Source organism: Paeniglutamicibacter gangotriensis Lz1y, from assembly GCF_000348945.1.
Taxonomy (GTDB): Bacteria; Actinomycetota; Actinomycetes; order Actinomycetales; family Micrococcaceae; genus Paeniglutamicibacter; species Paeniglutamicibacter gangotriensis.
In genome coordinates this window covers 84082-108598 of sequence record NZ_AOCK01000013.1, presented here as the reverse complement: position 1 = coordinate 108598, position 24517 = coordinate 84082, and the positions used below count along the sequence as shown (strand labels likewise).

Sequence of the window (24517 nt, the reverse complement as noted above, 5' to 3'; positions counted from 1 at the left end):
TTCTCGTTCCTCCCTAAACCCGGTCCTCGGGAGCGGCTCCCGACCCTCACTCGTTCATCAAACACTTGCAACCAAGTCTCCGCCCTCACCTGTCGGTTCTTGCGGTATCGGTCACAATCGGTTGTAGGCTGGAAGTCCACGCCAAGGTATTGGATGGCGCGCACAGAAGAGGAGCTGACCCATGGATCATGATCAGCCGGTGCACGATCTGCCCGAAACGGCAGCCAGTGGGACCACAAAAATCACGGACCTTGCCGTCGCAAAGGTCGTTGCCGCCGCCGCCCGCTCCATTCCGGGCGTGTATTCCACGGGTTTGGGGACTTCTCGCGCACTGGGAGCCATCCGTGGCGCGGTGGGATCTTCGCAGGAACCAGCACACGGCGTCAGCGTCCAAGTAGGCACCCGTCAAGTCGCCATCGATCTCATGCTGACGGCCACATACGGAGTCCGTCTCCACGCCCTCGCCGCCACAGTGCGCGAGGCAGTCTTCAACGCCGTCCAGGACCTCACCGACTTCGAAGTCATCGAGATCAATATCGAAATCGGCGACGTCCATATTCCGGGTCCCGGTGCACCTCTCGGGAACCGGCCCCACGAGGCGATGGAAGGAACATCATGAAACCAACACTGATTGGTGCGCTCATTGGGGCCATTCTGGCGTGGGCCGCACTGGCCTACGGACTCGGCGGCTTCCTACTGATGGCCTTGTTCATGACCGTTGGAGCGCTGATTGCACGGATCATCGGCGGCCATGTCGACGTGCGTGCGATCTTGGATTCCCTGACCGGGCGACGCTCCTCCTCATGAGCTCGACACCTGTTGACGTTGACCCGAAGCCCTCGGCTCCGCCATGTGCGGGATACACCCGCGTCAGCGCGCAGGCTCTGACCGGCACCGCGCGTGCGGCGGCCGCGCAAGCATTCGCCGTGGATCCAAGCTTGGTGCGTGCATTCCTGCGCGATGACTCGGGCTACCTGGCTCTCGATATCCATCTTCCGGTGTCCCTTTCCGCTGCCGATAGTGCCTTCCGCGGCACGGTGCTGGACCAAGTTCGTCAGAAGAGAGCGCAAATCGGAGAGCGTTTCACGGCGCTGACAGGTTCCTTGGTCAGCCGCGTGGACGTACGGGTCACCGGCATCGTTGACCCGGCCACTGGACGGAGACGCTGATGCCGGAGCAAGCAAAAGACATCCAAGAGCGCGAACTGACCAGTGGACGCTCCCCGGCAGCCATCACCGTGGCCGCACTGATCATTGTGCTGTGCCTCTACGCTTTGTTCGAAGCGGCACTCAAGGCGCTGGGACAATTACCCTTGGTAGCCGCCCCAGGGACCTGGTGGCACTGGATCGCTGCACTGCCCGGAGAACTCGACCCTGCATGGCTGGGTGCCATGGGTGCGGGGTTGGTCCTGCTTGGCGTGGTGCTGCTGGTTCAGGGGCTGCGCCGCGGGCGGCGTGCACGACACTTACTGGCCTGTGAGGACGGGATCCTCATGGTCGATGACCAGGTCCTGGCCGCATCCCTGGCCCACCGTGCCCGGGCCGAGGCCGGAGTCGGCCCCGGCCAAGTGCTTGTCACTGTGGTCCGTGAGCGGGTCGATGTACAGCTCAGCCCGACCTCCGGTACGCCGGTCAACCCCGAAGCGATCATGGCCGGGCTGGAGGACGAACTGCGGGTCAATCTGGTCGAGCCTCTGCCCCAGGTCCATGTCAGGGTCGCCGAACGCGGGGTGATCGGCCAGTGAACCGGACTCCCAGAATGCTCAACCGGGTCATCCTCGTGGTGCTTGGTGTGCTGCTGCTGGCGTGCGGCCTGAACCTGCTGCTGGTTGCCGTCTCTGCCGACTATGCTCAAGGCTGGAGAAATACCGCGGCGAATGTTGGCACCTGGTTCGATGCGGTGCTGGCCCAGACGACCTTGCCGGGGCAGTCGGACTCCTGGCTGTGGATCGTGGTGGCCGCGTTGCTGATCTGCCTGATCCTGCTGATGCTGTGGTGGATTGCGGTTCAGGGTCGGGGCAGGGGCGGAGACTATGTCTCGGTCTTCCTGCCCGAGGGTCCGGTGCCGGGGCGAGTGGAAATTTCCCAAAGCACGGTGGAGCAGGCGCTGCGGCACTACCTCGGCAAACGCCGTGACGTCCTATCCATCAATGTCAGTGTGTGGTCGCTGGATCCCGAGGCCGGACTGCGGATCAAGGTCCAACCTCGTAAGGGCACCGCCCCCGGGGCGTTGGGACGGGACGTGGCCAGGGCCGCGCGGCTCACCCAGGACGCGCTGGGAGTCGGCGGTCCGGTGGTCATCTACCTGGTGGCTGGGGCTCGCTCACGCTTCGCCAGAACCGAACGGGTGTTGTGATCCGGGCGCCTCAGGCCTGATTGGCGAGTACAGCCATCACCAACACCGCGGTAAAACCCATGAACGGCAGGAACAAGAGGATGTGGAGCCACTTGTGCTCCACCAGCACTGCCACGTATTCACGGAGGAAGGCGCTGGGCAGATAATACTTGGCGGTGGGTGAACCAACCACCTCGGCGTCGATCTTCAGCTGGCGGGCCAGCAGCGCAGCACGCAACACATGGTAGTTGTTGGTCACGGCCAGCAGTGGGCCGCTGCGCCCCGAAGCGGCAAACACCCTTTCGGAGAGTCTGAGGTTTTCCTCGGTGTTCACCGCCTGATCCTCCACCGCGACGTCCGCCGGGTCAGCGCCGGCAGCCAGCAGATAATCGCCCATGGCAACCCCCTCAGGGTGCGGCTCGTCGTGCCCCTGCCCGCCGGACGGAATCAACAGCGGGCGGGGCTCGGTGTCGCGGTAGATCTCCAAGGCCTTGTCCAAGCGGCTACGCAGCAGTGGGGGTACCTCGCCATTGATCAGCCGGGAACCTAGCACCACGATTCCCTGCGGTGCCTCGCGGAACGGCATGCGCCCGTAGGCAATCGCATAGGCGAGGAACACCACGAAAACCACGCCGAAGTAACTGCACAGGAAAAAGAGCAAGGCTGCCAGCCCGATGGCCACGGCATTGGTGGTGAGCACCAGTGCCAGCGCCAGAATCGGCAGTGCGATCAGCAGTAACCCCAACAGCAGTGAAACCATGTTCGCCAGCCGCCGGCCTTCGTTCCTTTTCATCACGAGACCGTTGTGGATCAGCACGGCGGCCAGCGCCAAGATGGCCAGCGGCGCCAAGGCCAGTACTGCCAAGAACACATAAGAGGCACCCGGCACCCAGCGCGCGAATAGGTTCCCGAGCTCAATTAACAGCATGTAGCACGCGGCCACGAGCACCACTCCATTGCGCAGCATCCGGCGGTCGCGGTGGCGCAGGTAGAAGTACAGGGCGAAGAGCAGCAATGCGGGAATGAAGATCACAACCGTCAGACTATCAACGTCGAGAATCGCCAGTGCTCAACTCATTGCGCTCACACTGCAGGTGCGGCCGGGGGCCGAGGCCGAATCAGTTGGCCCGTGCGAGCTGACGGATGGCCAACCAGCGGTTCGAGAGCCGGCGATAGGAGGCCGCGGCCCCGGTCATGTCCGATTCGGCCAACGACTCGATGCCCAGGCGCAGGTCGTGGGGCGACTCATCGGGCCACACCAGTGCGGCGATGCGTCCGTAGTCGAGCTCGATCACCGATTCCTTGTCAAAGAGCTGCAACCATTCGCTCAGTGTTGCCAGCTCATCGAGCAGATCCATCTCAGGGGCGTGGATCGCCAGGGTTGCCGCAGCATACCTGGCCCGGTCCAAGGCTTGGTGCAAGGGAGTGTAGATCCTGCTGGCCAGCAGTTCCTCCCCGTCCTCGACGATCTCGACCTCGTCGTCCTCGTGCACCAGGATCAACCACCCAAAGGGGATTCCCCAGGTGGAGGTCCGGGTGTGCAGATGGGCCAGATCTTCGGTGAACTGGTCCTTGTCCACGCGCAATGCATTGGCTTCCCGCGCGGCACTGGGGACTAACAGCTCCAGCAGCTGCGGGCGCATCGACCCGTCGAGTTGCTCCGAGGCCAGGATGGTCCGGGTGGCCAGCTGGTCCGGGCAATACAGGGTATGGATTGATCCGTCCCAGGTCGTGGTGACCAATTTGCGGAAACTCTCCCGGTGTTGGTGCGGGAAGGGGTCGGACAACGGCCGGGTCAGCCGTTTGATCGCCGCTGCGGCCGTTGAGTCTTCCAATACCTCGCGGCCGACTCGGCCGGTGGACACCGCCACCGCCTGGTCCTGGTCCGAAAAGGCCCTCAGGGGTTCAAAAACGCGCAGATAGGAGGTCGGGGGCAGGGCCCGCCGGTTGGCACCACTGATCTGCACCATGGCCTAATCCAGCTCAACGATCACCGGCGTGTGGTCCGAGGCGCCCGTGCCCTTGCGCTCCTCGCGATCGATGCTTGCGCCGGTGACCCGGGCCGCCAGCGCCGGGGAGGCCAGGGTGAAGTCGATGCGCATGCCCTGGTTCTTCGGGAAGCGCAGCTGGGTGTAGTCCCAGTAGGTGTAAGTCTTGGGTGTGTCGGTGTAGGGGCGCACCACATCGGTGAAGCCGGTCTCGGCGAATGCTTCGAAGGCACGGCGTTCCGGGGCGGAAACGTGGGTCATGTTGTTGTCTCGGAAAAAATCGATGTCCCAGACGTCCTCGTCGCGCGGGGCGATGTTGAAGTCGCCCATCAGTGCCACCTGCGCCTCGGGGTCCTGCGCGAGCCAGCCGGCCGCCTGCTGGTTCAGGGTGTCCAGCCAGGAGAGCTTGTAGGGCATGTGCTCGTCTTCAAGAGCGCGGCCGTTGGGCACGTAGAGGCTCCAGATGCGCACGCCGCCACAGGTTGCGGCGATGGCGCGGGCTTCTTGTACCGGGTCATTGCCGCCCTTGCCAAAGGCCGGCTGGTCACCAAAGGTGCGTTCGACGTCGTCGAGGCCCACGCGCGAAGCGATGGCCACGCCATTCCACTGGCTGAAGCCAAAGTGCGCCACCTCGTAGCCGTTGTTCTCAAACAATTCCCACGGGAAATTCTCGTCCTTGCACTTGGTTTCCTGGATGGCCAGGACATCAATATCAGAGCGGCGTAGCCAGTCCTCGACGCGGTCGGCACGGGCACGGAGGGAGTTCACATTCCAAGTAGCAATCTTCACTCTTCCAACCTATCAACTTCGCTCCACGCGGTCAGGTTAGGGAACACGAAAGCAACAGGGTGCGGCGGCCCTAGCAATTTAGTAGGAAGTCCGAGTATATTTTTGAGTAACAGGCGTGGCGCGCATCACAGGACGTTGCCGCGTTTTTCGCGAACTTTGCAAGGAGCATCAATCACATGACTCGTGAACTGTCCCATTACGTGGGCGGCACCCATGCCGCGGGAACTTCCGGACGTTTCGCCGATGTGTACAACCCGTCCACCGGGGCCGTGCAGTCAAGGCTCCCGCTGGCCTCGGTCGACGAGGTCCGCGCCGCGATCGATGTGGCCGAGGCCGCCCAGATCCAGTGGGCAGCGACGAATCCCCAGCGCCGGGCCCGGATCCTGAACAAGTTCGTTGACCTGGTCTATGCGAACATGGATGAACTCGCCGCGCTGCTGACCCTCGAGCATGGCAAGACCTTCCCCGATTCCAAGGGCGACATCCAGCGCGGGCTTGAGGTCATCGAGTTCTGTGCCGCAGCCCCGCACATGCTCAAGGGCGAATTCTCCGACAGTGCCGGCACCGGCATCGACGTCCACTCGATGCGCCAGCCTCTCGGTGTGGTCGCCGGCATCACCCCGTTCAACTTCCCGGCCATGATCCCGCTGTGGAAGGCCGGACCGGCCCTGGCCTCGGGCAACTCCTACATTCTCAAGCCCTCCGAACGCGACCCCTCGGTCCCGCTGCGCCTGGCCGAGCTGTTCACCGAGGCGGGCCTGCCCGACGGCGTGTTCAACGTGGTCAACGGGGACAAGGAAGCCGTCGATGCGCTGCTGGAGGACCCGCGGGTGCAGGCCATCGGCTTTGTCGGCTCCACCCCCATCGCGCAGAGCATCTACGCCACGGCGGCAGCGAATGGCAAGCGTGCCCAGTGCTTCGGTGGGGCTAAGAACCACATGGTGATCATGCCCGACGCGGATTTGGACATGGTCGCCGATGCCCTGATGGGTGCCGGCTACGGGTCGGCCGGAGAACGCTGCATGGCCATCTCGGTGGCCATCCCGGTCGGCGAGGAAACGGCCGATGTGCTGGTGGCCAAGCTGACCGAACGCATCGGCAAGCTCCGGGTCGGCGACGGCATGGACGAATCCTCCGACTTCGGCCCGGTGGTCGCCCAAAGCGCCAAGGAACGCATCGAAAACTACATCCAGGTCGGCGTGGACGAGGGCGCTTCGCTGCTCATCGACGGCCGCGGGTTGGTCGTGCCCGGCCATGAGGACGGGTTCTGGGTCGGCCCCACACTCTTTGACCATGTCACCGAATCCATGCGGATCTACAAGGAAGAGATCTTCGGTCCGGTGCTGTGCATCATCCGAGCCAAGGACTACGAGGAGGCCCTGCGGCTTCCCTCCGAACACGAGTTCGGCAACGGCGTGTCGATCTTCACCCGCGACGGGGACACCGCACGGAACTTCACCTCCCGGGTGCAGGTGGGCATGGTCGGTGTGAACGTGCCGATCCCGGTTCCGATCGCCTACTACACCTTCGGCGGGTGGAAGGCCTCGGGCTTCGGGGACCTGAACCAGCACGGTGCCGACGGATTCCGGTTCTACACCAAGACCAAGACCGTCACCACGCGTTGGCCCTCGGGGATACGCGAGGGTACCAGCTTCGTGATGCCGGAAGGCAGCTGATCCCATGACCGAATCCGAAGTCCTTTTTGAAGTGCGTGGCACCCTGGGCGTGATCACGCTGAACCGGCCCCGTGCGGTCAATGCGTTGACCGGGTCGATGGCCTCGGCCATGCTCGACACGCTTCGCGCGTGGGCCGATGACCCGGCCATTGACCAGGTATTGGTGCGCGGGGCCGGGGAACGGGGACTGTGTGCCGGCGGGGACATCGTGGCGATCCACCGCGACATCGCCGCCGGCGGTACCCAAACCGAGGAATTCTGGGCTACCGAATACCGGCTCAATTCCTTGATCAATGCCTACCCCAAGCCCTATATCGCCTATATGGACGGGCTGGTGTTAGGCGGGGGAGTCGGGATCTCGGCCCACGGAAGCCACCGGCTGGTCACCACCCGGACGCGCAGCGGCATGCCGGAAACCACCATCGGCTTCGTCCCCGATGTCGGTGGAACCTTCCTGCTCTCGCGGTCCCCGGGAGAAAGCGGCACCCACGCCGCGCTGACCGGGGAACACCTAGGCGCCGCCGAGGTGCTCTACCTGGGTCTGGCCGACCACCTGATCGACTTCAACCGTGCCGAAGAGCTGTTCACTGCACTTCAGACGCAACCAGTGAACGAGGTGCTGGCGGACTTCGTCTTGGCCCCACCCACCTCTCAGCTCGAAGCCTGGCAGGGCTGGCTTGATGCTGCCTATGCCGGCACCGAAGTTGAAGATATCGTCTCGGCACTAGAAGTCTTGGCGGCCGAAGGCAATCAGGAGGCCAAGACTGCGGTGGAGACCTTGGCTAAAAAATCCCCGACGGCTCTGAAGCTCACGCTCGCCTCGCTGCGCCGTGCCAAGGGCATGACCACCCTCGAAGAGGTCTTGGAGCAGGAATACCGGGTGGGGCTGCGGGCCCTGGATTCCAGCGATTTCCCCGAGGGCATTCGGGCCCAGGTCATCGACAAGGACTACGCCCCGGCGTGGAACCCCGCCACCCTGGGCGAGGTGGACGCTTCGGTGTTGGAGGCAAGCTTCGCCTCGCTGGGGGAACGCGAACTCAAACTCAACCCACGCGCTCTCAGCGACGCGGCCGAATAGGACTGGAGGAAGAACATGACCGAGAAATCACCCGTCTCCGCGGGCCGGATAGCGTTCCTGGGGCTTGGACACATGGGCGAACCCATGGCGGTGAACCTCATCAAAGCGGGCTTCGACGTGGTGGGCTTCGACGTGGTTCCCGCGGCGATGGCCGCAGCCACCGAGGCCGGAGTGCCTTGTGCCACGAGCGCTGCGGAGGCCGTGACCGGGGCATCGGTCGTGCTGACGATGTTCCCCTCCGGGGCCATCCTGCTAGATGCCTACCGTGGTGCCGGCGAACCCGGGCTGCTCGAGGTCGCACCGCCAAACACCCTGTTTCTGGACTGCTCCACCATCGATGTGGCTCAGGCCCGTGAAGCAGCAGAGCTGACGGTGGCCGCCGGACACCGCTCCGCCGACGCACCTGTCTCCGGCGGGGTGGTCGGCGCCGAGGCCGGAACCCTGACCTTCATGATCGGGGCCGAAGAATCGGAGATTGAACAGCTCACTGCGCTGCTGGAAGTCATGGGAAAGAAGCTGGTGCACTGCGGTGGACACGGGGCTGGCCAGGCGGCGAAGATCTGCAACAACATGTTGCTGGGCATCTCCATGATCGGTGCGGCGGAAGCCTTCGTGCTGGGCGAAAAGTTGGGCCTGAGCCACCAAGCTCTCTACGACGTGATCTCCACGGCCTCGGGCCAATGCTGGGCGGTCACCACCAACTGTCCGGTCCCCGGTCCGGTGCCGGCTTCCCCGGCGAACCGGGACTATGTCCCCGGTTTTGCCGGGGCCTTGATGGCCAAGGACCTGGGGCTGGCGCTGAATGCGCTCGAAGATGCCGGGGTTGCCGCGCAGCTGGGCCCGCTGGCCGCGCAGATCTACCGCAAGTTCGCCGACGAGGGCGGGGCTGGCCGCGATTTCTCCGGCATCATCACCGATATCAGGGACGGCTCGCAAGCCTAGCGTCGACCCATCGATGGAAAGGGGACGATGATCCCGGAGAAGAGACCAGCGCTAAACGTCTTTGCTCCGGGGCCACCGTCCCAGACCGTGGGTGCCTTTTGTATCAAACGGCCACGACTCGACACCTATCTCCGGGGGTACTTCGATGACGATCTTCAGCTGCTCCACCTGCGCCATCGAGCATTCCGAGGCGCCGATCCCGCCGGCGTGCTGCGCGATCTGCCAGGACGAACGCCAGTGGGTTCCCGCCTCCGGGCAGTCCTGGACCACGCGTGAGGAACTCGCGTCCCAGGGCACCACGCTGGTCATCAACGAACTTGAGCCCGGCCTCCACGCCATCACCTCCACACCGCGACTGGGCATCGGACAACGCGGGCTGTTGATCAGCACGCCCGGCGGCAATCTACTCTTCGAACCGCCCGGATTCATCGACGACGCCGGGGCACAGCGCATCAATGAGCTCGGCGGGGTTGCCGCCATTGCCTCCAGCCACCCGCACCTGACCGGATCCTCGATCCAGTACAGTCACCGTTTCGGCCATGTGCCCGTCTACGTCGCGGCGGCCGACGTCCAGTGGATCCAACGTCCCGACCCGGTCATCAGACTCTGGGAAGGGAAAACTGAACTGCTCCCCGGGCTTTGGATGTACCCATGCGGTGGACACTTTGCCGGGAGTTCCGTGGTGCACTGGCCGGCCGGGAACCGCGGTGCAGGGGTGCTGATCACCGGGGACACCATCGCCGTGGGCGGGGACAGGAAATCGGCAAATGCCATGCGCAGCTACGTGAATAACATCCCCTTGCCGGCCACCACCATCGAACGGATCCTTGAGACCGTGCTGCCGTTGGAGTTCACTCGGATGTATAGCGCATTTGCCGTGTTGGAGGATGACGCACACGCCATCGTCGAGGAAACCCTGAAGCGCTATATTTCGTGGGTCCGCGGAGAAATGCCCGAATAGGGTCGGGTGCAACTATCGACCGAATGGTCGATGTGCAACGCCGGGGGAAATTGGAGGATAGAGATAAGAACGGGGACATTGCCGGTGGCAAGAGCCTCGAACCCTCCACTGAAAGAGAACCTCCTACCGTGTTTCTTGCAATCCGCGACATCCGCTTCGCCAAGGGCCGCTTCGCCCTCATGGGTTCGGTGGTCGCCCTCATCACGCTGCTGCTGGTTATGCTCTCGGGGCTCACCGCGGGGTTGGGCGACCAATCCACCTCGGCGCTGAAAAACCTCGGCTCGGCCACCACACCCGTCGACTCCATCGCCTTTGGTGCCGCCAGCGGCAACGAACCCAAGGCATCCTTCACCGAAAGCCAGGTCTCGGCGGAGCAGGTCGAGGCCTGGTCCACGAGCCCCGGCGTCGCCTCGGCCGAGGCCATCGGCATCACCCAGACCCGCCTGACCGGATCCGCAGCAGGGTCCGAGACCAGCTCTGGAACCACCAACGTTGCGGTCTTCGGTGTTCCAGCGGGAAGTTCCCTAGCACCGGCGCCGGTCGAAGAGGGCAAGGTCGTCATCGGTGAATCGGTGGCCAAGGACCTCGCCCTGGAACAGGGCGACACCATTTCCATGGCCGGGGTCGACCTGGTCGTGGGCGGGATCGAGGCCGACAACTGGTACTCGCACACCTCGGTCCTCTACACGGATCTGGGCTCGTGGGCCAAGCTGGCCCACCTCGGTGATACCAGCCAGGCCGGAACCGTCATTGCCATCACCAACCAGGACGGGGCCACCGTTGACACCGAGGCCGCAAACGCGGCAGCGGAAACGCTCAGCACCACCCGCACCGGATCGTATGCGGCACTGGGCTCCTACAAGAGCGAGAACGGCTCGTTGCTGATGATGCAGGGATTCCTCTACGGAATTTCGGCCCTGGTGATTCTGGCCTTCCTCACGGTCTGGACCGTGCAGCGCACCCGTGACATCGCGGTGCTCAAGGCCCTGGGTGGCTCCGGCAGCTACGTCTTGAAGGACGCGATCACGCAGGCCAGCATCGTGTTGCTGCTCGGCGCGGGAATCGGCGGAGGCATCGGCATTATCGGTGGCTTCTTCGCCGCCAACGCCGCACCCTTCCTCGTCAGCCCCGCCACCACGGTGTTGCCCATCGTCGGGGTCGTCGTGCTCGGGCTGGCCGGTGCGGCGCTCGCCGTCTCCCGTGTCACCAAGGTCGATGCGCTCATCGCCCTCGGCGGCAACTAGCACCCCCCCCGCACCTCTCCCCGTTTCGCCCCAGACTTCTGTGCAAAGGAACCCCCATGAACACCCCCACCACCACACAGTACGCAGCATCCGCCGCCATGCCCCTGCAACTGATTGACCTGACCCTGGAATACCCCGACGGGGAGGGCACCATCAAGGCACTGGACTCGGTGAACCTCAGCGTCGGTGCGGGGCAAGTGCTGTCATTGATCGGCCCCTCGGGGTCAGGCAAGTCCTCGTTGCTGGCCGCGGCTGCCACCCTGATCCGTCCGACCCATGGATTGGTGATCATCGACGGGACCACCGCCAGCGACCTGAACGATGCCCAGATGACCACCCTGCGCCGCGAGAAGATCGGCATCATCTTCCAGCAGCCCAACCTGTTGGCCTCACTGACCGCCGTCGAGCAGCTGATGATCTCCGACCACCTGCGCGGCAAGCCGTTGAAGGCCGCCAAGGTCCGTGCCTTGGAATTGCTGGAGATCGTGGGGCTTCAGGACAGTGCCAAGAAGCGCCCGCACCAGCTCTCCGGCGGTCAGCGCCAGCGCGTGAACATCGCCCGGGCCCTGATGGGGCAGCCCAAGGTGCTGTTGGTCGATGAGCCTACCGCCGCGCTAGACAATGCGCGCAGCGAATCGATCGTGAAGCTGCTGGCCCAGGTGACCAAGGAATTCTCGGTCGCCACGGTCATGGTCACGCACGACACCGAATTCATTTCTCTCACCGACTCGGTCGCCACCATGCGTGACGGAGCCCTGGGAGCCTCCGAGCTCGTCGGAGTCTAGGAAGAACACCCCCCCCGGGGGACATGCCAGAGTAGGGGATCGGGGGCATCTCCGGCACTACGAGTCGATGGAATCCTCTGCGGCGAAGTCCCCGGCCTCCTTACGGAACTTGGAAAAGATCCGGATCAACGTGGAGATGTCCCGATCCGAGAAACCGGAGTCGGCAAAGACCTGGGCGTTTAATTCGAGCGTGGCGTCGGCAGCCAAATCACGACCCTGCGTGGACAAAGCGATGAGGGTGGTTCGCTTGTCGGTCGGATGCTTGGTGCGGGCCACCAGTCCGGCACGCTCCAAGCGGTCCACGACGTTGGTCACCGAGGTGGCATGGACCTGGAGTAGTGCGCTGGCCCTGTTCATGGCCAGCGCACCGTCGCGGGTGAAGCTGAGCAGTGCGAGCATCTCGTAGCGGGCGAAGGTCAGGCCGAAGGGCTTGAGCACCGTTTCCGCGCGCTGCAAGAGGATCTGTTGCGTGCGCATCAGGGCGGTGATCGCGGCCATGGGCTCGGCGACATCCTCCCACCCGTGGCGTTCCCAATTGCGTTGCGCTTCCAGGATCGGGTCGCGCGATAATGGCTGGCTCAATTTTCCCTCCGGTTAGAACTCGTGCCCCAGCATATCCAAGCCCGCACGGCGATCAGGATTTCAGCGACGGGAAGTCGTCATCGCGGTATTCAATGCCTTGGCCTTCGGCTGCCGCGGCGCCTTCGTGGCGTGCGGCTTCGTTGCGCCGCAGTTCCACCCGACGAATTTTCCCGGAGATGGTTTTGGGAAGGTCAGCGAATTCCAGCCGGCGGATCCGTTTGAAGGGAGCCAGATTTTCCCTGCAGTACCGCAGGATGCTCTCGGCCAGCTCCGCCGAGGCCTGGTACCCGTCGGCGGTGACCACGAAGGCCTTGGGGACCGAGAGTTTCAGGGCATCGGGGGAGGGGACCACCGCTGCCTCGGCCACCGCGGGATGCTCGATCAGTACAGACTCCAATTCAAAGGGGCTCAACCTGTAGTCGCTGGATTTGAAGACGTCATCGCCGCGCCCCACATAGGTGATGACCCCCTGCTCGTCCATTTCAGCCATGTCCCCGGTGTGGTAAACACCGTCGCGGAAGGCCTCGTCGGTTTTTTCCTGATCCCCGTAGTAGGACTTCATCAACCCGAGCGGGCGAGGGTCCAGCCGTAGGCAGATTTCCCCTTCGCGCCCCGCCTGGCCGGTGGCCGGATCGATCAGGACCACGTCATAGCCGGGCATTGGGCGGCCCATGGCGCCGATCTTGATCGGAAGCCCCGGCGGGTTGGCGATCTGCACGGTGGTTTCGGTTTGCCCGAATCCGTCACGGATCGTTTGGCCCCAGGCCTGGTTGACCTGGTCGATGACTTCCGCGTTCAGCGGCTCGCCGGCAGAGACCAGCTTGGCCGGCGGTGTCTTCAGCGCGGTGAGGTCGGCTTGGATCAGCAGGCGCCACACCGTGGGCGGTGCACAGAAGCTGGTGACGGACTCGGCGTCCATCTGCCCCATGAGTGCCTTGGCATCAAACCGATCGTAGTTGTAGAGGAAGACCGTGGCCTCGGCGATCCAGGGAGCAAAAAAGTTGCTCCAGGCATGCTTGGCCCACCCGGGCGAGGCGACATTTAGGTGCACGTCGCCTGGTTCCAGCCCGATCCAGAACATCGTGCTCAAATGGCCCGCCGGATACGAGGTGTGGGTGTGCTCCACCAGCTTGGCCTTGGACGTGGTCCCGGAGGTGAAATACAACAGCAAGGTCTCGTCGGCCTTGGTGGGGACCTCGGGAACGAAATCCGTGGGGTGCCCACTGCTCTGGGTGTAGTCCAGGGCGCCGTCCGGGACATCGCCGTCGACGTGGATGACCGTGCACTCGCCGGTGACCTTGTCGAACTTGCCGGTATCGCCGGATCCCGCCAGCGCCCAGCGGGCGCCTCCGCGATCAACCCGATCCTGCAGGTCTAGATGGTTCATTTGGGTGGTGGTGGGGATCATGACCATGCCCAGCTTGATGCCGGCGAGCATGATTTCCCAGAGTTCCACCCTGTTGCCCAACATCACGATCATCTTTTCGCCGCGCTTCATGCCGATTGAGCGCATCCAGTTGGCAACCTGGTTGGATCGGGCCGAGAGGCCAGCCCAGGTGCAGCGGGTGGCGGAACCATTCTTCTCGACAATGACCAGAGCGTTGGTGTTGGCGCGCGCCGGGTCCTTGGCGACAGCATCGAACCAGTCGAGAGCGAAATTAAACTCGGTGAACTCGGGCCATCGGAATTCCGCCATCGCCCCTGCATAGTTGGTGCGCAATTCGAGGAGTCGGTTGCGTGCTGTACGGAATTCTTCGGTAACGGTCATTGTCGTCCTGTCGCTTCGATCCCTAATTAGTAGGAAGCCCTAGTGATTTGAGTCACTTGCAAATATACTTTGATATCCAAGGGTTTGGAAGGGTTGACCACCACCGAGCCAAATATTTCATCGACAGGAGACACCCCCTCTCATGCCACTGAGCGAATCCCCGACACCAGCCACCCCCAAGAGTCGGACCTCCAGCACCCCGGAACCTGCATTTATGGACGTTGACCTCATGCACGTATGGCAGCTCCTAGATCCGGCCGAGCACCAACGACTGCTCGAGATCCGAACCTTCTTACAGGAACGGTTGCGCCCGGAGTCCATCGACTACTGGAACCGCGAGGAGTTCCCGCACCACCTCCTACCCGAGATGGCCGCCCACGGTTTGGGCAACCTCCAGATTGACGGCAGTAGCGACCTGTTCAAGGGGCTGGTCTACGTCGAGGCCGCACGCGCCGATGTCTCGCTCTCCGCCATGGTCGGGATCCACAACGAGCTCATCGTCGGGATGATCCACCAACTCGGATCCAAGGAACAAAAGGAAAAGTGGTTGCCCGCACTGGGCAACTTCACCGCGCTCGGGGCATTCGCCCTGACCGAACCGGACCACGGATCCGACATCGCCGGAGGGCTCGCCACCACCGCCACCCGCGAAGGAGATGAATGGGTCATCAACGGTGCTAAGCGTTGGATTGGGGCGGCCACCATGGCCGACTTCTCCCTGGTGTGGGCCAGAGACACCTCGGACGGAGAAATCAAGGCCTTCATCGTGGAATCCGACCGGCCAGGTTTCACCGCGACAAAGATCTCCCACAAGATCGGCCTGCGGATCATGCAGAATGCCGACATCGACCTCGAGGCAGTCAGGGTGCCCGAAAGCAACCGACTTCCCGGGGTCAAGAACTTTGCCGCCGCGAACGAACTGCTTAAGCATTCGCGTGCTTGGGTGGGCTGGCAGGCGGCCGGGGTCCAATTGGGGATCTTTGACATTGCGCGGGACTACGCGCTGGAGCGATCGCAGTTCGGCACAGCTCTCGCCGGATTCCAGTTGGTGCAACTGCCGTTGGCCGAGATCCTGGGCAACGCCATGGCCAGCCTTTCCCTGATGACCGACCTAGCTAGGATCCAGAGTTCCGGGGACCTTGAAATGGTCCAGGCGGCCATGGCGAAGTCGACGACCACGCGTCTGGCGCGTGAATCCGCGGCCAAGGGCCGCGCCCTGCTGGGAGGCAATGGCATCACCACCGACCATGAGATGGCCAAGCTATTCGGCGATGTGGAAGTCCTCTATACCTACGAGGGAACGTACGAGATCAACTCGCTGATCGTCGGAAGGGCCATGACCGGGATCTCCGCCTTCGTCAGTGGACACTGACAAACGCGGTCGCCGAGCCGGGTGTGATTTCGGTGCGCCCGGCATCGTGGATCAACGGACCACTGGCGGTGCGCGCGTTCTTCGTGAACATCTTGGAATCCGCGCGTTCGATCGACAGCGCGCAGCCGCCGGAGCGCCAGGCTTCAAGCTCCGCCGGCTTTCCCTCTAGGACCCAGGCGAACAAGGCATGGGCCGCCTGGGCGGCGGCCTTGCCCGTACTCATCCCCAGCGAATCGTTCAGCACGATGCGAACCGGGGTCGAATCCATGGGATCGCCGGGTGGCAGGGTGGTCCCGGAGACTTGGAGCTTGGCCAGACGTTTGGCCAGGGAGTCGGCCTGTATTGGGGCAAACCCCAATGCCTTGGCGGTACCGATCTCGGCCAGTACGTGGTCCGGGAACTCGGCGGCGACCTTCGCGAACATTTTGGCATCAGCCCGGCGGACGCTCTTGGCAAACGCGCCCTGTGCCCAAGGCCGCCAATAGGGGTGGCGCGGATTGGCCAGCAGCGCGCTCACCGATGCCAGGGCGGCCACGGCAATGCCGGATTCCTCCGGGCAGGGTTCTTCGCGGTCCACCAGCAAGATGATCGGCTGAACCAGCTCGCCGGTCGGCTCCGGGAACTCCTCGACACTGGTCTCGGCGGTGGTCTCTGGGATTGGGTCGTTTTCGGTGGCTTCCACAACGTCCACCCTATTTGATTAGCCCCGGCATCGCGGCGAGCCAAACCCGGTCCCATCCTTCGGGCCTTCCAGAAACAGCAGGGCGACGCGGTTCTTGGGTGGCTTCGTCAACGCCGCGCGGCCCGTGGCTGCGAGAACAACGCGTTCTAGGACCGCCACCATGAATCGAAAATGGTGACCGGGGTGGTGCGCTTGTGGCGTGAGCGCAAGAACTTCGTTTCGAGGATCTTTGCAGCATCCTCCGGGATCTGGCGTCCCTCAAGGTAGTCATCGATCTGGTCGTAGGTGATGCCTAGCTCGTCCTCGTCGGTGCGCAGCGGCTGGCCATCCAATAGGTCCGCGGTGGGAACCTTTTCCCAGAGCAACCGTGGCGAGCCCAAATACTGCAGCAGTTCACGGTTCTGGCGCTTGTCCAGCCCAAAGAGGGGCAGGATGTCCGCACCACCGTCGCCGAACTTGGTGAAGAAGCCGGTGACCGATTCGGCGCCGTGGTCGGTCCCAATGACCAACAGATTATCCTCGCCGGCCAGCGTGTATTGGGCGATCATCCGCATGCGGGCCTTGACGTTGCCCTTGTTGAAATCGGAGATCGGTCCGCCGGTGGCCAACCTGAATGCTTCTTCGAGCCCCTCGACACCGGCACGCACATTCAGCGTGCGTTCCACATCGGCGGAAACGAAGTCCATGGCAGCCTTCGCATCGGCCTCATCGAGCTGTTCCCCATGGGGCAACCGAACGGCCACGAATGAGGCTTCGGTGCCTTCGGCACGCAGCTCCTCGGCGGCAAGCTGCGCCAATCGGCCCGCCAGCGTGGAGTCGAGGCCTCCGGAGATGCCTAAGACGAAGCCGTTGGTGTGTGTGGCACGGATGTAGTCCTTGAGGAAATCGATGCGGGCACGGACCTCCGCGGCGGGATCGATCCGGGGCTTGACACCCATTTCCTTGATGATGACGGCCTGTAGTTCGCGCATGAACCAAGACTAGCCCGTCTCCGGGACTGGCCTGGAACCAGCGGGGACTTAGAGGTCGGCAGGTGGCCTGTTGGGATCCCAGCCAAGGTTGGCCGCCATTTTCTTCAGCGACTTCACGGTGGTGGAATACTCCTCCGAGGTGATCCCGGCGCTGGATTCCTCACGCATCTCATCGACGATCTCGGTCAGCCGGTCCAAAGAGACAGCGCCGCGCTCGGTGAGCGTAAAGGTTTGCCCTTCCTCGGCGACCCAACCGGATTCAACGAGCTCCGATAAATGCTCGGAGGGGCTGGAGGGCTCGTCCTCGGCCTGTGCCTCCCCGAAGAACGGGGCCAGAGCCGCGGTGAGTTCACCGCCGGAGGCGGGACCAACGGATAAGACATTGAGCAATTGCCATTGTCGGCGCGTAACGCCGTGCTCTTCGAGGGAGTTGGCGAACTGCTCGGAAATGAGCGAGTCAACCAATTTAAGCCAGTAACCCAATGGGCGAGAATCGGTCATGTCCCTACCCTAACCCGGGGACCACCTGCCTGTCTGTAGCGAGTTTGGTCCCCTGTCCGGGGGCAGCAGGTCGTGGGCCGAAGACGGCTTTTCGGTGACACATAGCGGCTGCGATCGCGAGTGGCCCAGCGACCAATCTAGAATTATGACCATGACCAACACTGCCGCGCGCACCCGCCTGCTCGAACTCATCAAGGAACTCGCCGTGGTCCACGGCAAGGTCATCCTTTCCTCCGGCAAGGAGGCCGATTACTACATCGACCTTCGCCGCATCACCCTGCACCACGAGGCAGCACCACTGGTTGGCTCCGTCATGCTGGAAATGCTTGATACGGCCGGCATCGACTTCACCAACGCCGGCGGCCTGACCATGGGCGCCGACCCGGTGGGCACCGCGCTGATGCACTCCGCCGGCCATGCGGGACGGGCGATTGACGCATTTGTGGTGCGCAAGGCCCAGAAGTCCTATGGCATGGGCCGCCAGGTCGAAGGCCCCTCGGTCGAAGGACGCAACGTCGTGGTCCTGGAAGACACCTCCACCACCGGTGGATCGGCACTGGCCGCCGTCGAGGGAGTGCGCAAGGCCGGTGGCAACGTCGTGGCCGTGGCAGTGATCGTCGACCGCGACACCGGGTCGAAGGAGCGCATCGAGGCCGAGGCCGGGGTACCGTACCTCTACGCCTTCGGCAAAGACGAACTGGGTCTGTAAACGTCCGAAAAATTGTCAACAAAAACCTGCGTGTCCCGCGGTTCCATCACCAATGGAAACCGTGGGACATCGTGGTTTAAGCGGCGCCCAAGGGCTCTGGAAGCCGCCTGTGAAGTACTACGGTTCCGCAGGGTTAACGTGCCAGTGAAAGTGGCGCATTTACCCGGTTTGATCTGCTACTGTGGCCTTATCCACGGACCTCCCGGCGTAGTATTTCGCCGGTTGTAGATAACGGGTGGCGCATTGTTTTTACTGCTGTTGAGAACTGGAGCCCATAGATGCATCTGACCCCGCGTGAGCACGAAAAACTCATGATTGTCGTGGCTGCCGATCTGGCGCGTAGACGCCAAGCCCGCGGATTGCTGCTCAACCACCCCGAGTCCGTGGCCATCATTACCTACGAACTCATCGAAGGCGCCCGGGACGGGCGCACCGTGGCGGATTTAATGAGCTACGGAACCACCATCCTGACCCGCGAACAGGTCATGGAGGGCGTCGCCGACATGATCTCCGACGTCCAGGTCGAAGCGACGTTCCCGGACGGAACCAAGCTCATCACCGTCCACACCCCGATTCGCTAGGCAAGGGAGAAAACAGCATGAAACCGGGAGAATACATCCTGCGTGACGAGCCAGTGCTCTGCAACGCGGAACTCGAAACCCGAATCCTGAACCTGGTCAACCGCGGGGACCGCCCCGTCCAGGTTGGATCGCATTACCACTTCGCCGAAGTCAACCCGCAGCTCGACCTTGACCGGGTCGCAGCCCGCGGCTTCCGGCTCGATATCCCCGCGGGAACCGCGGTGCGCTTCGAACCGGGGGACGCACGCACCGTGCACCTGGTCGAATTCGCCGGCCGTCGGCATGTCTACGGCTTCCAGGACCGGGTGAACGGGCCGCTGGGCGAGACCATCCCCGCCAAAGAAACCGAGGCCATCGGCGGTTCCGCAGGCATCAACCCGGTGACAGAAGCCGAGCTTGTCTCCGACTACGACATCGACCTGCCCAACCTTGGCCGCGAATCCAAGGGCTTCCACACCGATTACGGTGTGGACCCGGTGGATGAAACCCTGCCGCCGCACCCCGATGAGGTCCGGCGCGCCACCGAGAAAAATGCCGCGAAGAACCCGACCCAGGAGGAGGACCAAGCATGAGCTTCGAAATGAGCCGCAAACACTATGCGGAAATGTACGGGCCAACCACCGGGGACGCCGTTCGTCTGGCCGATACCGAGCTGCTGGCCGAGATCGAGCACGATTACACCAACTACGGCGACGAAGTGGTCTTCGGCGGCGGCAAAGTCATCCGCGACGGCATGGGCCAAAACGGCCAACTGACCCGCGATCAGGACATCCCCGACACCGTCATCACCAACGTGGTGGTGCTGGACTACACCGGTATCTACAAGGCCGATGTGGCCCTGCGTGACGGGCACATCTTCAAGATCGGCAAGGCAGGAAACCCCGACATCACCGACGGGGTGAACATCACCATCGGCGCCGCCACCGACATCATCGCCGGGGAACACAAGATCCTTACCGCCGGTGCCATCGACACCCACGTGCACTTCGTGAGCCCCGACCAGGTCCCCGTGGCATTGGCCTCCGGAGTCACCACCATGATCGGCGGTGGCGCCGGACCTTCCGATGCCTCCAAGGCAACGACCGTGACGCCCGGGCCCTGGCATATCGCCCGGATGCTACAGGCAGTGGAAAATCTGCCGATTAACATCGGGTTCCTGGGCAAAGGCCACGCCAGTGCGCGTGGGCCGATGGCCGAGCAGATCCGTGCCGGTGCCATCGGCCTGAAGATCCACGAGGACTGGGGAGCAACACATTCCTCGATCAACGAGTCACTGAAGATCGCCGACGAATTCGATATTCAGGTCGCCATCCACGCAGACACCCTCAACGAGTGCGGCTTTGTGGAGGACACCATTGCCGCCATCGATGGACGGGTCATCCACACCTTCCACACCGAAGGGGCAGGTGGCGGGCACGCCCCGGACATCATCCGCATGGCGGGCCTGCCCAACGTGCTCCCGGCCTCCACCAACCCCACGCTGCCCTATACCAACAACACCGTGGACGAGCACTTGGACATGCTCATGGTGGCCCACCACCTCAACGCCGATATTCCCGAGGACGTGGCCTTCGCCGATTCGCGCATCCGCTCGGAGACCATCGCCGCCGAGGACGTCCTGCACGACATGGGCGTCTTCTCCATCACTTCCTCGGACTCCCAGGCCATGGGCCGAGTCGGTGAGACGGTGCTGCGCACCTGGCAGGTCGCCGACGCCATGAAACGCCAACGCGGGAAGCTGCCGCAGGACCTGGAGGTGGGGGACAACTTCCGGATCAAGCGCTACGTCGCGAAGTACACCATCAACCCGGCCATTGCCCACGGCATCGCCGATTCCATCGGCAGCATCGAGGAAGGCAAGTTCGCCGACCTGGTGCTGTGGGATCCGGCGTTCTTCGGCGTCAAACCGGAGATGGTGATCAAGGGAGGGCTGATCGTGCAGTCGCTGATGGGGGATTCGAACGGCTCGATCCCCACCCCGCAGCCGCGCACGCTGCGCGCGAACTTCGGTGCGCTGGGCACCGCGGTGCACTCCTCCTCCATTACCTTCCTGTCCCAGGCAGCCATCGAGGAGGGCGTGCCCGAACGCCTGCGGCTGCGCAAGGTCATCCGACCGGTGTCCGGAATCCGGACACTGAAAAAGGCTGACCTGAAGTTCAACGGGGAAACCCCCGACATCAAGGTCGACCCGGAAACCTACCAGGTCACCGTCGATGGGGTACTGGCCACCTGCGAGCCTTCCAGCGTGCTGCCCATGGCCCAGCGCTACTTCCTCTTTTAGACCGACGGCGAGAACCACAAGGAGTTTCATGATCATCGAGCGGCTCACGGGGAACAAGAAAGACGTTCCCGCGGCCGAGCTGGCGAAGCTGCACGAAGAAAAAGTCGTGCTGCCTTCCTCGGCTCTGGTCAAGCGCATTCAGCGCGTCACCACGGACCACGGTCGGGAGCTGGGCATCCGTCTGGCCCCCGGCGCCGACCTGGAAGATGGGGACATCTTATTCCGCAACGAGGAGGAGATCATCACGATCTCGGTGCTGCCCACCGACGTGTTGGTCATTGCCCCGGAATCCATCTTCGAAATGGGCCAGGTCGCCCACGCGCTGGGCAACCGGCACCTACAGGCCCAGTTCTTCGACGCGGATTCCGATTACGCCGCGGCGGTGATGGTGGTGCAATACGACCACACCGTGGAGGACTTCCTCAAGCACCACCACACGCCCTATCAGCGCCAGGAACGCGTGATGCCGGTGCCGTTCCGCCATGCCGAACACACCCACTAGCCCGGCGGCGGGGCACCTGCTCACGCTGCTGCAACTCTCCGACTCGGCGCTGCCCACCGGGTCGTTCAGCCACTCGCTGGGCCTGGAAAGCTACCTGTCCACCGAGGCGGTGCACGACGAGGCCAGCTTCACGCTGTGGCTTGAAAAGTTCCTGTCCCAGTCGCTGGCCTACACCGACGGGCTCACCGTGCGGCTGGCCTACGAGGCGGCCGGCGGAGCAGAGCTGGCACGCATCGATGCGCTGGTGACTGCCGCGGCGGTGCCACGGCAGATCCGTGAGGCCGGGGTGAAGATGGGTGCGCGCATGTTGCACGTGGCCACCAACGTCTTCCCCACGCCCGAGCTGGAGGAGTACCGCCTGCAGGTTCAGTCCGGGGCATGCTCCGGGCACCCGGGCATTGCCTTTGCGCTGGGCGCCCGCGGTGCAGGTGCCCCGTGCGCCGATACCGTGGCCGCCTACCTGTTCTCCACCATCACCTCGCTGACACAGAATGCGATCCGTGGGATCCCCATCGGGCAGAACGCCGGGCAGCGGGTCCTGCGGGCCATGCACGCACCGGTCCTGCAAACCGTGGACATGATCTTCGGGCTTGAGGTCCAAGATCTGGGTGCTGCGGCACCGGGCCTGGAAATAGCGCAGATGCGCCACGAACACTTACGCGCCCGCATGTTCATGTCCTAATAGGACAGGGACAGGTGGGCACGAGTTACCTAGAGAAGAAGGAAGTGCATGATGGAACCGATTTGTATTGGCATCGGAGGACCCGTGGGAGCGGGCAAGACCCAGCTCATCGAGCGGATCACCCGGCGGCTGAACGACGAGGTGTCGATGGCGGCAATCACCAACGACATCTACACCATCGAAGACGCCAAGATCCTGGCCGCCAACGGCGTGCTGCCACTGGATCGGATCGTCGGTATCGAGACCGGCGGCTGCCCGCACACCGCTATCCGCGAGGACACCTCGATGAACTCCGCGGCGATCGAGGAACTAAAGGCCAAACACCCCGATTTGCAGATCATCTTCGTCGAATCCGGGGGAGATAACCTCTCTGCGACGTTCTCCCCGGAACTCGTCGACTTCTCGATCTACATCATTGACGTGGCCCAGGGGGAGAAGATTCCGCGCAAGGCCGGCCAGGGCATGATCAAGTCGGACCTGTTTGTCATCAACAAGATGGACCTGGCCCCTTACGTGGGCGCTGACCTGTCGGTGATGGAACGAGATTCCAAGGAATTCCGTGGTGAGAAGCCATTCTGCTTCACCAACCTCAAAACCGACGAGGGCCTGGACACCGTGATCGACTGGCTCAAGCACGAGGTGCTGATGCTGGATTTGGGCTAGGCGAGGATGAGCGCAATCATGGCCGAGCCACCGGCGATCCGAGAGCTGGGCCCCTCGCCCTTTGCCGGAACCAAGCTCGTTGGCGAGCTGCGCCTGCAGGTGGGCACGCGCGCCGGCAAGGGAATCGCCACCCGGCAATACCATGCCGGTGCCCTAAGGATCCTGCGCCCGCACTACCTCGATGACACCGCACAGGTCTGCTACACCATCGTGAACCCCGGCGGCGGGTACCTGGGCGGAGATAACTACGGCATTGAGGTCTCGGTAGACGCCGATACCTCGCTGCTGCTGACCACCCAGTCGGCGACCAAGGTCTACAAGACCCCCGGCACCTTTGTCCGACAGGACATGGTGGTGAGCCTGGGCCCTGGGGCTGTGCTCGAGTACGTGCCCGACCAGCTCATCGCGTACAGGGGTGCCAGTTACCGGCAATTCACGCACGTGGACATGCAACAGGATTCCAGCCTGCTTTTCTGCGAGGTGCTGACCCCGGGCTGGAGCCCGGACGGGAAACTTTTCCGCTACGACGAGGTGCGGATGCGCACCGAGGTATCGGTGGACGGGCGCTTGGTGGTGCTGGACAACCTGTTGGTGAAGCCGGGGGCGGATTCGCTGGACTCGTTGCTCTTTTTGCAGGACTACACGCACGTGGGCATGTTGTTGGCCATCGATGCGAACATTGGTGCCGGGGACGTCGAGCGCATGCGGGAATTGGCTTACAAGATCGGCGAGGCCCAGCGCACAGAGGTGCACCTAGGCATCAGCCAGGTGCCGGGTCCCGGTATCGCGGTGCGGGCACTGTCGAACTCCACCGAGGCCATCAACGCGGTCCTGATGGCAGTGATCGACGCGCTGCGCCACCACCTGCGGGGCCAAAAGCCACTGAACCTGCGCAAATATTAGGGCGCTCTCCCCATTCTGCACTCCGATGGCCCAGCCCGGGTCCTGTGGATGGCCTGCAGGGGATAATTTTGGCCGTGCTGTCCCGCCGCGGACGTCGCTCGGAGGGAAGACCGTCATCCTTGTGCTCGGCACGCCCCCAAGTTTGGTCGCGCCGAGTACAAGGATGACGGTCCTGGAACCGACAGGGTCTTTGCTTGGTGCAGCACGGCACCGTACTGGTATCAAACTCCAAATGAGGAATATAGCCAGGGCCCGAGCGTTCAAGCATCCCGCGGCCACCGCTAGCCAATACGGAAAGTTCAAGATGCAGGACTTTTGCGCGTTGCATGCCACCTAAATATCAAGATAGCCCACACAGCAAGCGAAAATACCTGAACTGTCGGTATCCGAACAACCCCGAACAACGCCGGATGTTCCCAACGATTCGTCGCAACGTTCAAAGTGACGCTAGCCGGGCCTAAGATTGCAGATAATGCATCGCGCGGGATTCGCGCGGTCGCGGCCAAAGGGGATCAACTGACTG

The 24517-nt window shown here is 63.2% G+C and carries 27 protein-coding genes and 1 pseudogene; 20 read left to right on the top strand and 8 right to left on the bottom strand.

Going from position 1 to position 24517, the window contains the following annotated elements; translation table 11 throughout:
- Positions 1-181: 181 nt before the first annotated feature.
- The 5 genes from ADIAG_RS18380 to ADIAG_RS18360 are packed head-to-tail and all read left to right on the top strand — an operon-like array spanning position 182 to position 2355.
- The gene (locus tag ADIAG_RS18380) at positions 182-619 is read left to right on the top strand and encodes an Asp23/Gls24 family envelope stress response protein (protein WP_007272939.1); all 438 of its coding nucleotides are present in this window, start codon (positions 182-184) and stop codon (positions 617-619) included.
- Complete coding sequence (locus tag ADIAG_RS18375) at positions 616-807, top strand: hypothetical protein (protein ID WP_007272938.1); 192 nt, start codon at positions 616-618, stop codon at positions 805-807. The genes ADIAG_RS18380 and ADIAG_RS18375 overlap by 4 nt, the downstream gene beginning before the upstream one ends.
- Positions 804-1169, top strand: coding sequence for a hypothetical protein (locus ADIAG_RS18370; RefSeq protein WP_007272937.1), 366 nt, complete (start codon positions 804-806; stop codon positions 1167-1169). The genes ADIAG_RS18375 and ADIAG_RS18370 overlap by 4 nt, the downstream gene beginning before the upstream one ends.
- Positions 1169-1744, top strand: a complete 576-nt coding sequence (locus ADIAG_RS18365; RefSeq protein ID WP_007272936.1) for a hypothetical protein — start codon at positions 1169-1171, stop codon at positions 1742-1744. The genes ADIAG_RS18370 and ADIAG_RS18365 overlap by 1 nt, the downstream gene beginning before the upstream one ends.
- Entirely contained in the window at positions 1741-2355 is a 615-nt protein-coding gene (locus ADIAG_RS18360; protein ID WP_043475926.1) for a hypothetical protein, read from the top strand. Before ADIAG_RS18365 ends, ADIAG_RS18360 begins: the two co-directional genes overlap by 4 nt.
- A 10-nt stretch (positions 2356-2365) precedes the next feature.
- Here the strand turns inward: ADIAG_RS18360 and ADIAG_RS18355 are convergent, their stop codons facing one another.
- The 3 genes from ADIAG_RS18355 to ADIAG_RS18345 form a co-directional block, all read right to left on the bottom strand.
- Positions 2366-3367 carry a YdcF family protein gene (locus ADIAG_RS18355; RefSeq protein WP_007272934.1) on the bottom strand — a complete coding sequence of 334 codons (1002 nt, stop codon included), beginning with the start codon at positions 3365-3367 and terminating at the stop codon, positions 2366-2368.
- Between the two features lie 85 nt (positions 3368-3452).
- A complete protein-coding gene (locus ADIAG_RS18350) occupies positions 3453-4304 on the bottom strand; it encodes a hypothetical protein (protein ID WP_007272933.1) in 852 nt (283 codons plus the stop codon).
- 3 nt (positions 4305-4307) lie between these two features.
- On the bottom strand, positions 4308-5111 hold the full coding sequence (locus ADIAG_RS18345; RefSeq protein ID WP_007272932.1) for an exodeoxyribonuclease III: 804 nt from the start codon (positions 5109-5111) through the stop codon (positions 4308-4310).
- A 176-nt stretch (positions 5112-5287) separates the two neighbouring features.
- On the opposite strand from ADIAG_RS18345, the gene ADIAG_RS18340 reads away from it, so the two are divergent.
- The 6 genes from ADIAG_RS18340 (at position 5288) to ADIAG_RS18315 (ending at position 11797) form a co-directional block, all read left to right on the top strand.
- A complete protein-coding gene (locus tag ADIAG_RS18340) occupies positions 5288-6787 on the top strand; it encodes a CoA-acylating methylmalonate-semialdehyde dehydrogenase (protein WP_007272931.1) in 1500 nt (499 codons plus the stop codon).
- Between the two features lie 4 nt (positions 6788-6791).
- Entirely contained in the window at positions 6792-7865 is a 1074-nt protein-coding gene (locus ADIAG_RS18335) for an enoyl-CoA hydratase/isomerase family protein (RefSeq protein WP_007272930.1), read from the top strand.
- A 15-nt stretch (positions 7866-7880) separates the two neighbouring features.
- Entirely contained in the window at positions 7881-8807 is a 927-nt protein-coding gene (gene mmsB / locus ADIAG_RS18330) for a 3-hydroxyisobutyrate dehydrogenase (RefSeq protein WP_007272929.1), read from the top strand.
- A gap of 145 nt (positions 8808-8952) precedes the next feature.
- The gene (locus ADIAG_RS18325; protein WP_007272928.1) at positions 8953-9768 is read left to right on the top strand and encodes an MBL fold metallo-hydrolase; all 816 of its coding nucleotides are present in this window, start codon (positions 8953-8955) and stop codon (positions 9766-9768) included.
- Positions 9769-9896: 128 nt separating this feature from the next.
- A complete protein-coding gene (locus ADIAG_RS18320) occupies positions 9897-11012 on the top strand; it encodes an ABC transporter permease (RefSeq protein WP_043475923.1) in 1116 nt (371 codons plus the stop codon).
- Between the two features lie 56 nt (positions 11013-11068).
- On the top strand, positions 11069-11797 hold the full coding sequence (locus ADIAG_RS18315) for an ABC transporter ATP-binding protein (RefSeq protein ID WP_007272926.1): 729 nt from the start codon (positions 11069-11071) through the stop codon (positions 11795-11797).
- Positions 11798-11854: 57 nt separating this feature from the next.
- Here the strand turns inward: ADIAG_RS18315 and ADIAG_RS18310 are convergent, their stop codons facing one another.
- On the bottom strand, positions 11855-12379 hold the full coding sequence (locus ADIAG_RS18310; protein ID WP_007272925.1) for a MarR family winged helix-turn-helix transcriptional regulator: 525 nt from the start codon (positions 12377-12379) through the stop codon (positions 11855-11857).
- Positions 12380-12431: 52 nt separating this feature from the next.
- Positions 12432-14147, bottom strand: a complete 1716-nt coding sequence (locus ADIAG_RS18305; RefSeq protein ID WP_007272924.1) for an AMP-binding protein — start codon at positions 14145-14147, stop codon at positions 12432-12434.
- A gap of 142 nt (positions 14148-14289) precedes the next feature.
- Here ADIAG_RS18305 and ADIAG_RS18300 point away from each other — a divergent pair, with 142 nt between their 5' ends.
- The gene (locus ADIAG_RS18300; protein ID WP_007272923.1) at positions 14290-15519 is read left to right on the top strand and encodes an acyl-CoA dehydrogenase family protein; all 1230 of its coding nucleotides are present in this window, start codon (positions 14290-14292) and stop codon (positions 15517-15519) included.
- On the opposite strand, the gene ADIAG_RS20545 is transcribed toward ADIAG_RS18300, so the two are convergent.
- The 3 genes from ADIAG_RS20545 to ADIAG_RS18285 all read right to left on the bottom strand — a co-directional run bounded on the left by ADIAG_RS20545 (position 15506) and on the right by ADIAG_RS18285 (position 17673).
- The gene (locus tag ADIAG_RS20545) at positions 15506-16201 is read right to left on the bottom strand and encodes a peptidyl-tRNA hydrolase (RefSeq protein ID WP_007272922.1); all 696 of its coding nucleotides are present in this window, start codon (positions 16199-16201) and stop codon (positions 15506-15508) included. The genes ADIAG_RS18300 and ADIAG_RS20545 overlap by 14 nt on opposite strands.
- Before the next feature lie 146 nt (positions 16202-16347).
- On the bottom strand, positions 16348-17172 hold the full coding sequence (gene nadE / locus ADIAG_RS18290) for an ammonia-dependent NAD(+) synthetase (RefSeq protein ID WP_007272921.1): 825 nt from the start codon (positions 17170-17172) through the stop codon (positions 16348-16350).
- A 48-nt stretch (positions 17173-17220) separates the two neighbouring features.
- A complete protein-coding gene (locus tag ADIAG_RS18285; protein WP_007272920.1) occupies positions 17221-17673 on the bottom strand; it encodes a MarR family winged helix-turn-helix transcriptional regulator in 453 nt (150 codons plus the stop codon).
- 151 nt (positions 17674-17824) lie between these two features.
- Here ADIAG_RS18285 and pyrE point away from each other — a divergent pair, with 151 nt between their 5' ends.
- The 8 genes and pseudogenes from pyrE (at position 17825) to ADIAG_RS18245 (ending at position 23994) form a co-directional block, all read left to right on the top strand.
- Entirely contained in the window at positions 17825-18382 is a 558-nt protein-coding gene (gene pyrE / locus ADIAG_RS18280) for an orotate phosphoribosyltransferase (protein ID WP_007272919.1), read from the top strand.
- 278 nt (positions 18383-18660) lie between these two features.
- Positions 18661-18963 (top strand): urease subunit gamma, encoded by a 303-nt coding sequence (locus ADIAG_RS18275; protein WP_007272918.1) that lies wholly within the window; start codon positions 18661-18663, stop codon positions 18961-18963.
- 17 nt (positions 18964-18980) lie between these two features.
- A pseudogene (locus tag ADIAG_RS22305) lies at positions 18981-19322 on the top strand (urease subunit beta); the annotation flags it as partial.
- A 209-nt stretch (positions 19323-19531) separates the two neighbouring features.
- Complete coding sequence (gene ureC / locus ADIAG_RS18265) at positions 19532-21244, top strand: urease subunit alpha (RefSeq protein ID WP_007272916.1); 1713 nt, start codon at positions 19532-19534, stop codon at positions 21242-21244.
- A 28-nt stretch (positions 21245-21272) separates the two neighbouring features.
- Positions 21273-21746, top strand: coding sequence for an urease accessory protein UreE (ureE, locus tag ADIAG_RS18260; protein WP_007272915.1), 474 nt, complete (start codon positions 21273-21275; stop codon positions 21744-21746).
- Positions 21727-22428 (top strand): urease accessory protein UreF, encoded by a 702-nt coding sequence (locus tag ADIAG_RS18255; protein WP_007272914.1) that lies wholly within the window; start codon positions 21727-21729, stop codon positions 22426-22428. Before ureE ends, ADIAG_RS18255 begins: the two co-directional genes overlap by 20 nt.
- Positions 22429-22476: 48 nt before the next feature.
- Positions 22477-23091, top strand: coding sequence for an urease accessory protein UreG (gene ureG / locus ADIAG_RS18250; protein WP_007272913.1), 615 nt, complete (start codon positions 22477-22479; stop codon positions 23089-23091).
- An 18-nt stretch (positions 23092-23109) separates the two neighbouring features.
- Complete coding sequence (locus ADIAG_RS18245; protein WP_051060009.1) at positions 23110-23994, top strand: urease accessory protein UreD; 885 nt, start codon at positions 23110-23112, stop codon at positions 23992-23994.
- Positions 23995-24517 lie beyond the last annotated feature (523 nt).

Bases quoted from the DNA above. Each gene is read 5' to 3' on its own strand.
- ADIAG_RS18370 (WP_007272937.1), top strand. From the start codon at position 804: ATGAGCTCGACACCTGTTGACGTTGACCCGAAGCCCTCGGCTCCGCCA.
- ADIAG_RS18325 (WP_007272928.1), top strand. From the start codon at position 8,953: ATGACGATCTTCAGCTGCTCCACCTGCGCCATCGAGCATTCCGAGGCG.
- ADIAG_RS18380 (WP_007272939.1), top strand. From the start codon at position 182: ATGGATCATGATCAGCCGGTGCACGATCTGCCCGAAACGGCAGCCAGT.
- ADIAG_RS18365 (WP_007272936.1), top strand. From the start codon at position 1,169: ATGCCGGAGCAAGCAAAAGACATCCAAGAGCGCGAACTGACCAGTGGA.
- pyrE (WP_007272919.1), top strand. From the start codon at position 17,825: ATGACCAACACTGCCGCGCGCACCCGCCTGCTCGAACTCATCAAGGAA.
- ADIAG_RS18285 (WP_007272920.1), bottom strand. From the start codon at position 17,673: ATGACCGATTCTCGCCCATTGGGTTACTGGCTTAAATTGGTTGACTCG.
- ureG (WP_007272913.1), top strand. From the start codon at position 22,477: ATGATGGAACCGATTTGTATTGGCATCGGAGGACCCGTGGGAGCGGGC.
- ADIAG_RS18300 (WP_007272923.1), top strand. From the start codon at position 14,290: ATGCCACTGAGCGAATCCCCGACACCAGCCACCCCCAAGAGTCGGACC.
- ADIAG_RS18340 (WP_007272931.1), top strand. From the start codon at position 5,288: ATGACTCGTGAACTGTCCCATTACGTGGGCGGCACCCATGCCGCGGGA.
- ADIAG_RS18275 (WP_007272918.1), top strand. From the start codon at position 18,661: ATGCATCTGACCCCGCGTGAGCACGAAAAACTCATGATTGTCGTGGCT.
- ADIAG_RS18335 (WP_007272930.1), top strand. From the start codon at position 6,792: ATGACCGAATCCGAAGTCCTTTTTGAAGTGCGTGGCACCCTGGGCGTG.
- ureE (WP_007272915.1), top strand. From the start codon at position 21,273: ATGATCATCGAGCGGCTCACGGGGAACAAGAAAGACGTTCCCGCGGCC.
- ADIAG_RS18255 (WP_007272914.1), top strand. From the start codon at position 21,727: ATGCCGAACACACCCACTAGCCCGGCGGCGGGGCACCTGCTCACGCTG.
- ADIAG_RS18245 (WP_051060009.1), top strand. From the start codon at position 23,110: ATGGCCGAGCCACCGGCGATCCGAGAGCTGGGCCCCTCGCCCTTTGCC.
- ADIAG_RS18305 (WP_007272924.1), bottom strand. From the start codon at position 14,147: ATGACCGTTACCGAAGAATTCCGTACAGCACGCAACCGACTCCTCGAA.
- ureC (WP_007272916.1), top strand. From the start codon at position 19,532: ATGAGCTTCGAAATGAGCCGCAAACACTATGCGGAAATGTACGGGCCA.
- nadE (WP_007272921.1), bottom strand. From the start codon at position 17,172: ATGCGCGAACTACAGGCCGTCATCATCAAGGAAATGGGTGTCAAGCCC.
- mmsB (WP_007272929.1), top strand. From the start codon at position 7,881: ATGACCGAGAAATCACCCGTCTCCGCGGGCCGGATAGCGTTCCTGGGG.
- ADIAG_RS18350 (WP_007272933.1), bottom strand. From the start codon at position 4,304: ATGGTGCAGATCAGTGGTGCCAACCGGCGGGCCCTGCCCCCGACCTCC.
- ADIAG_RS18375 (WP_007272938.1), top strand. From the start codon at position 616: ATGAAACCAACACTGATTGGTGCGCTCATTGGGGCCATTCTGGCGTGG.
- ADIAG_RS18315 (WP_007272926.1), top strand. From the start codon at position 11,069: ATGAACACCCCCACCACCACACAGTACGCAGCATCCGCCGCCATGCCC.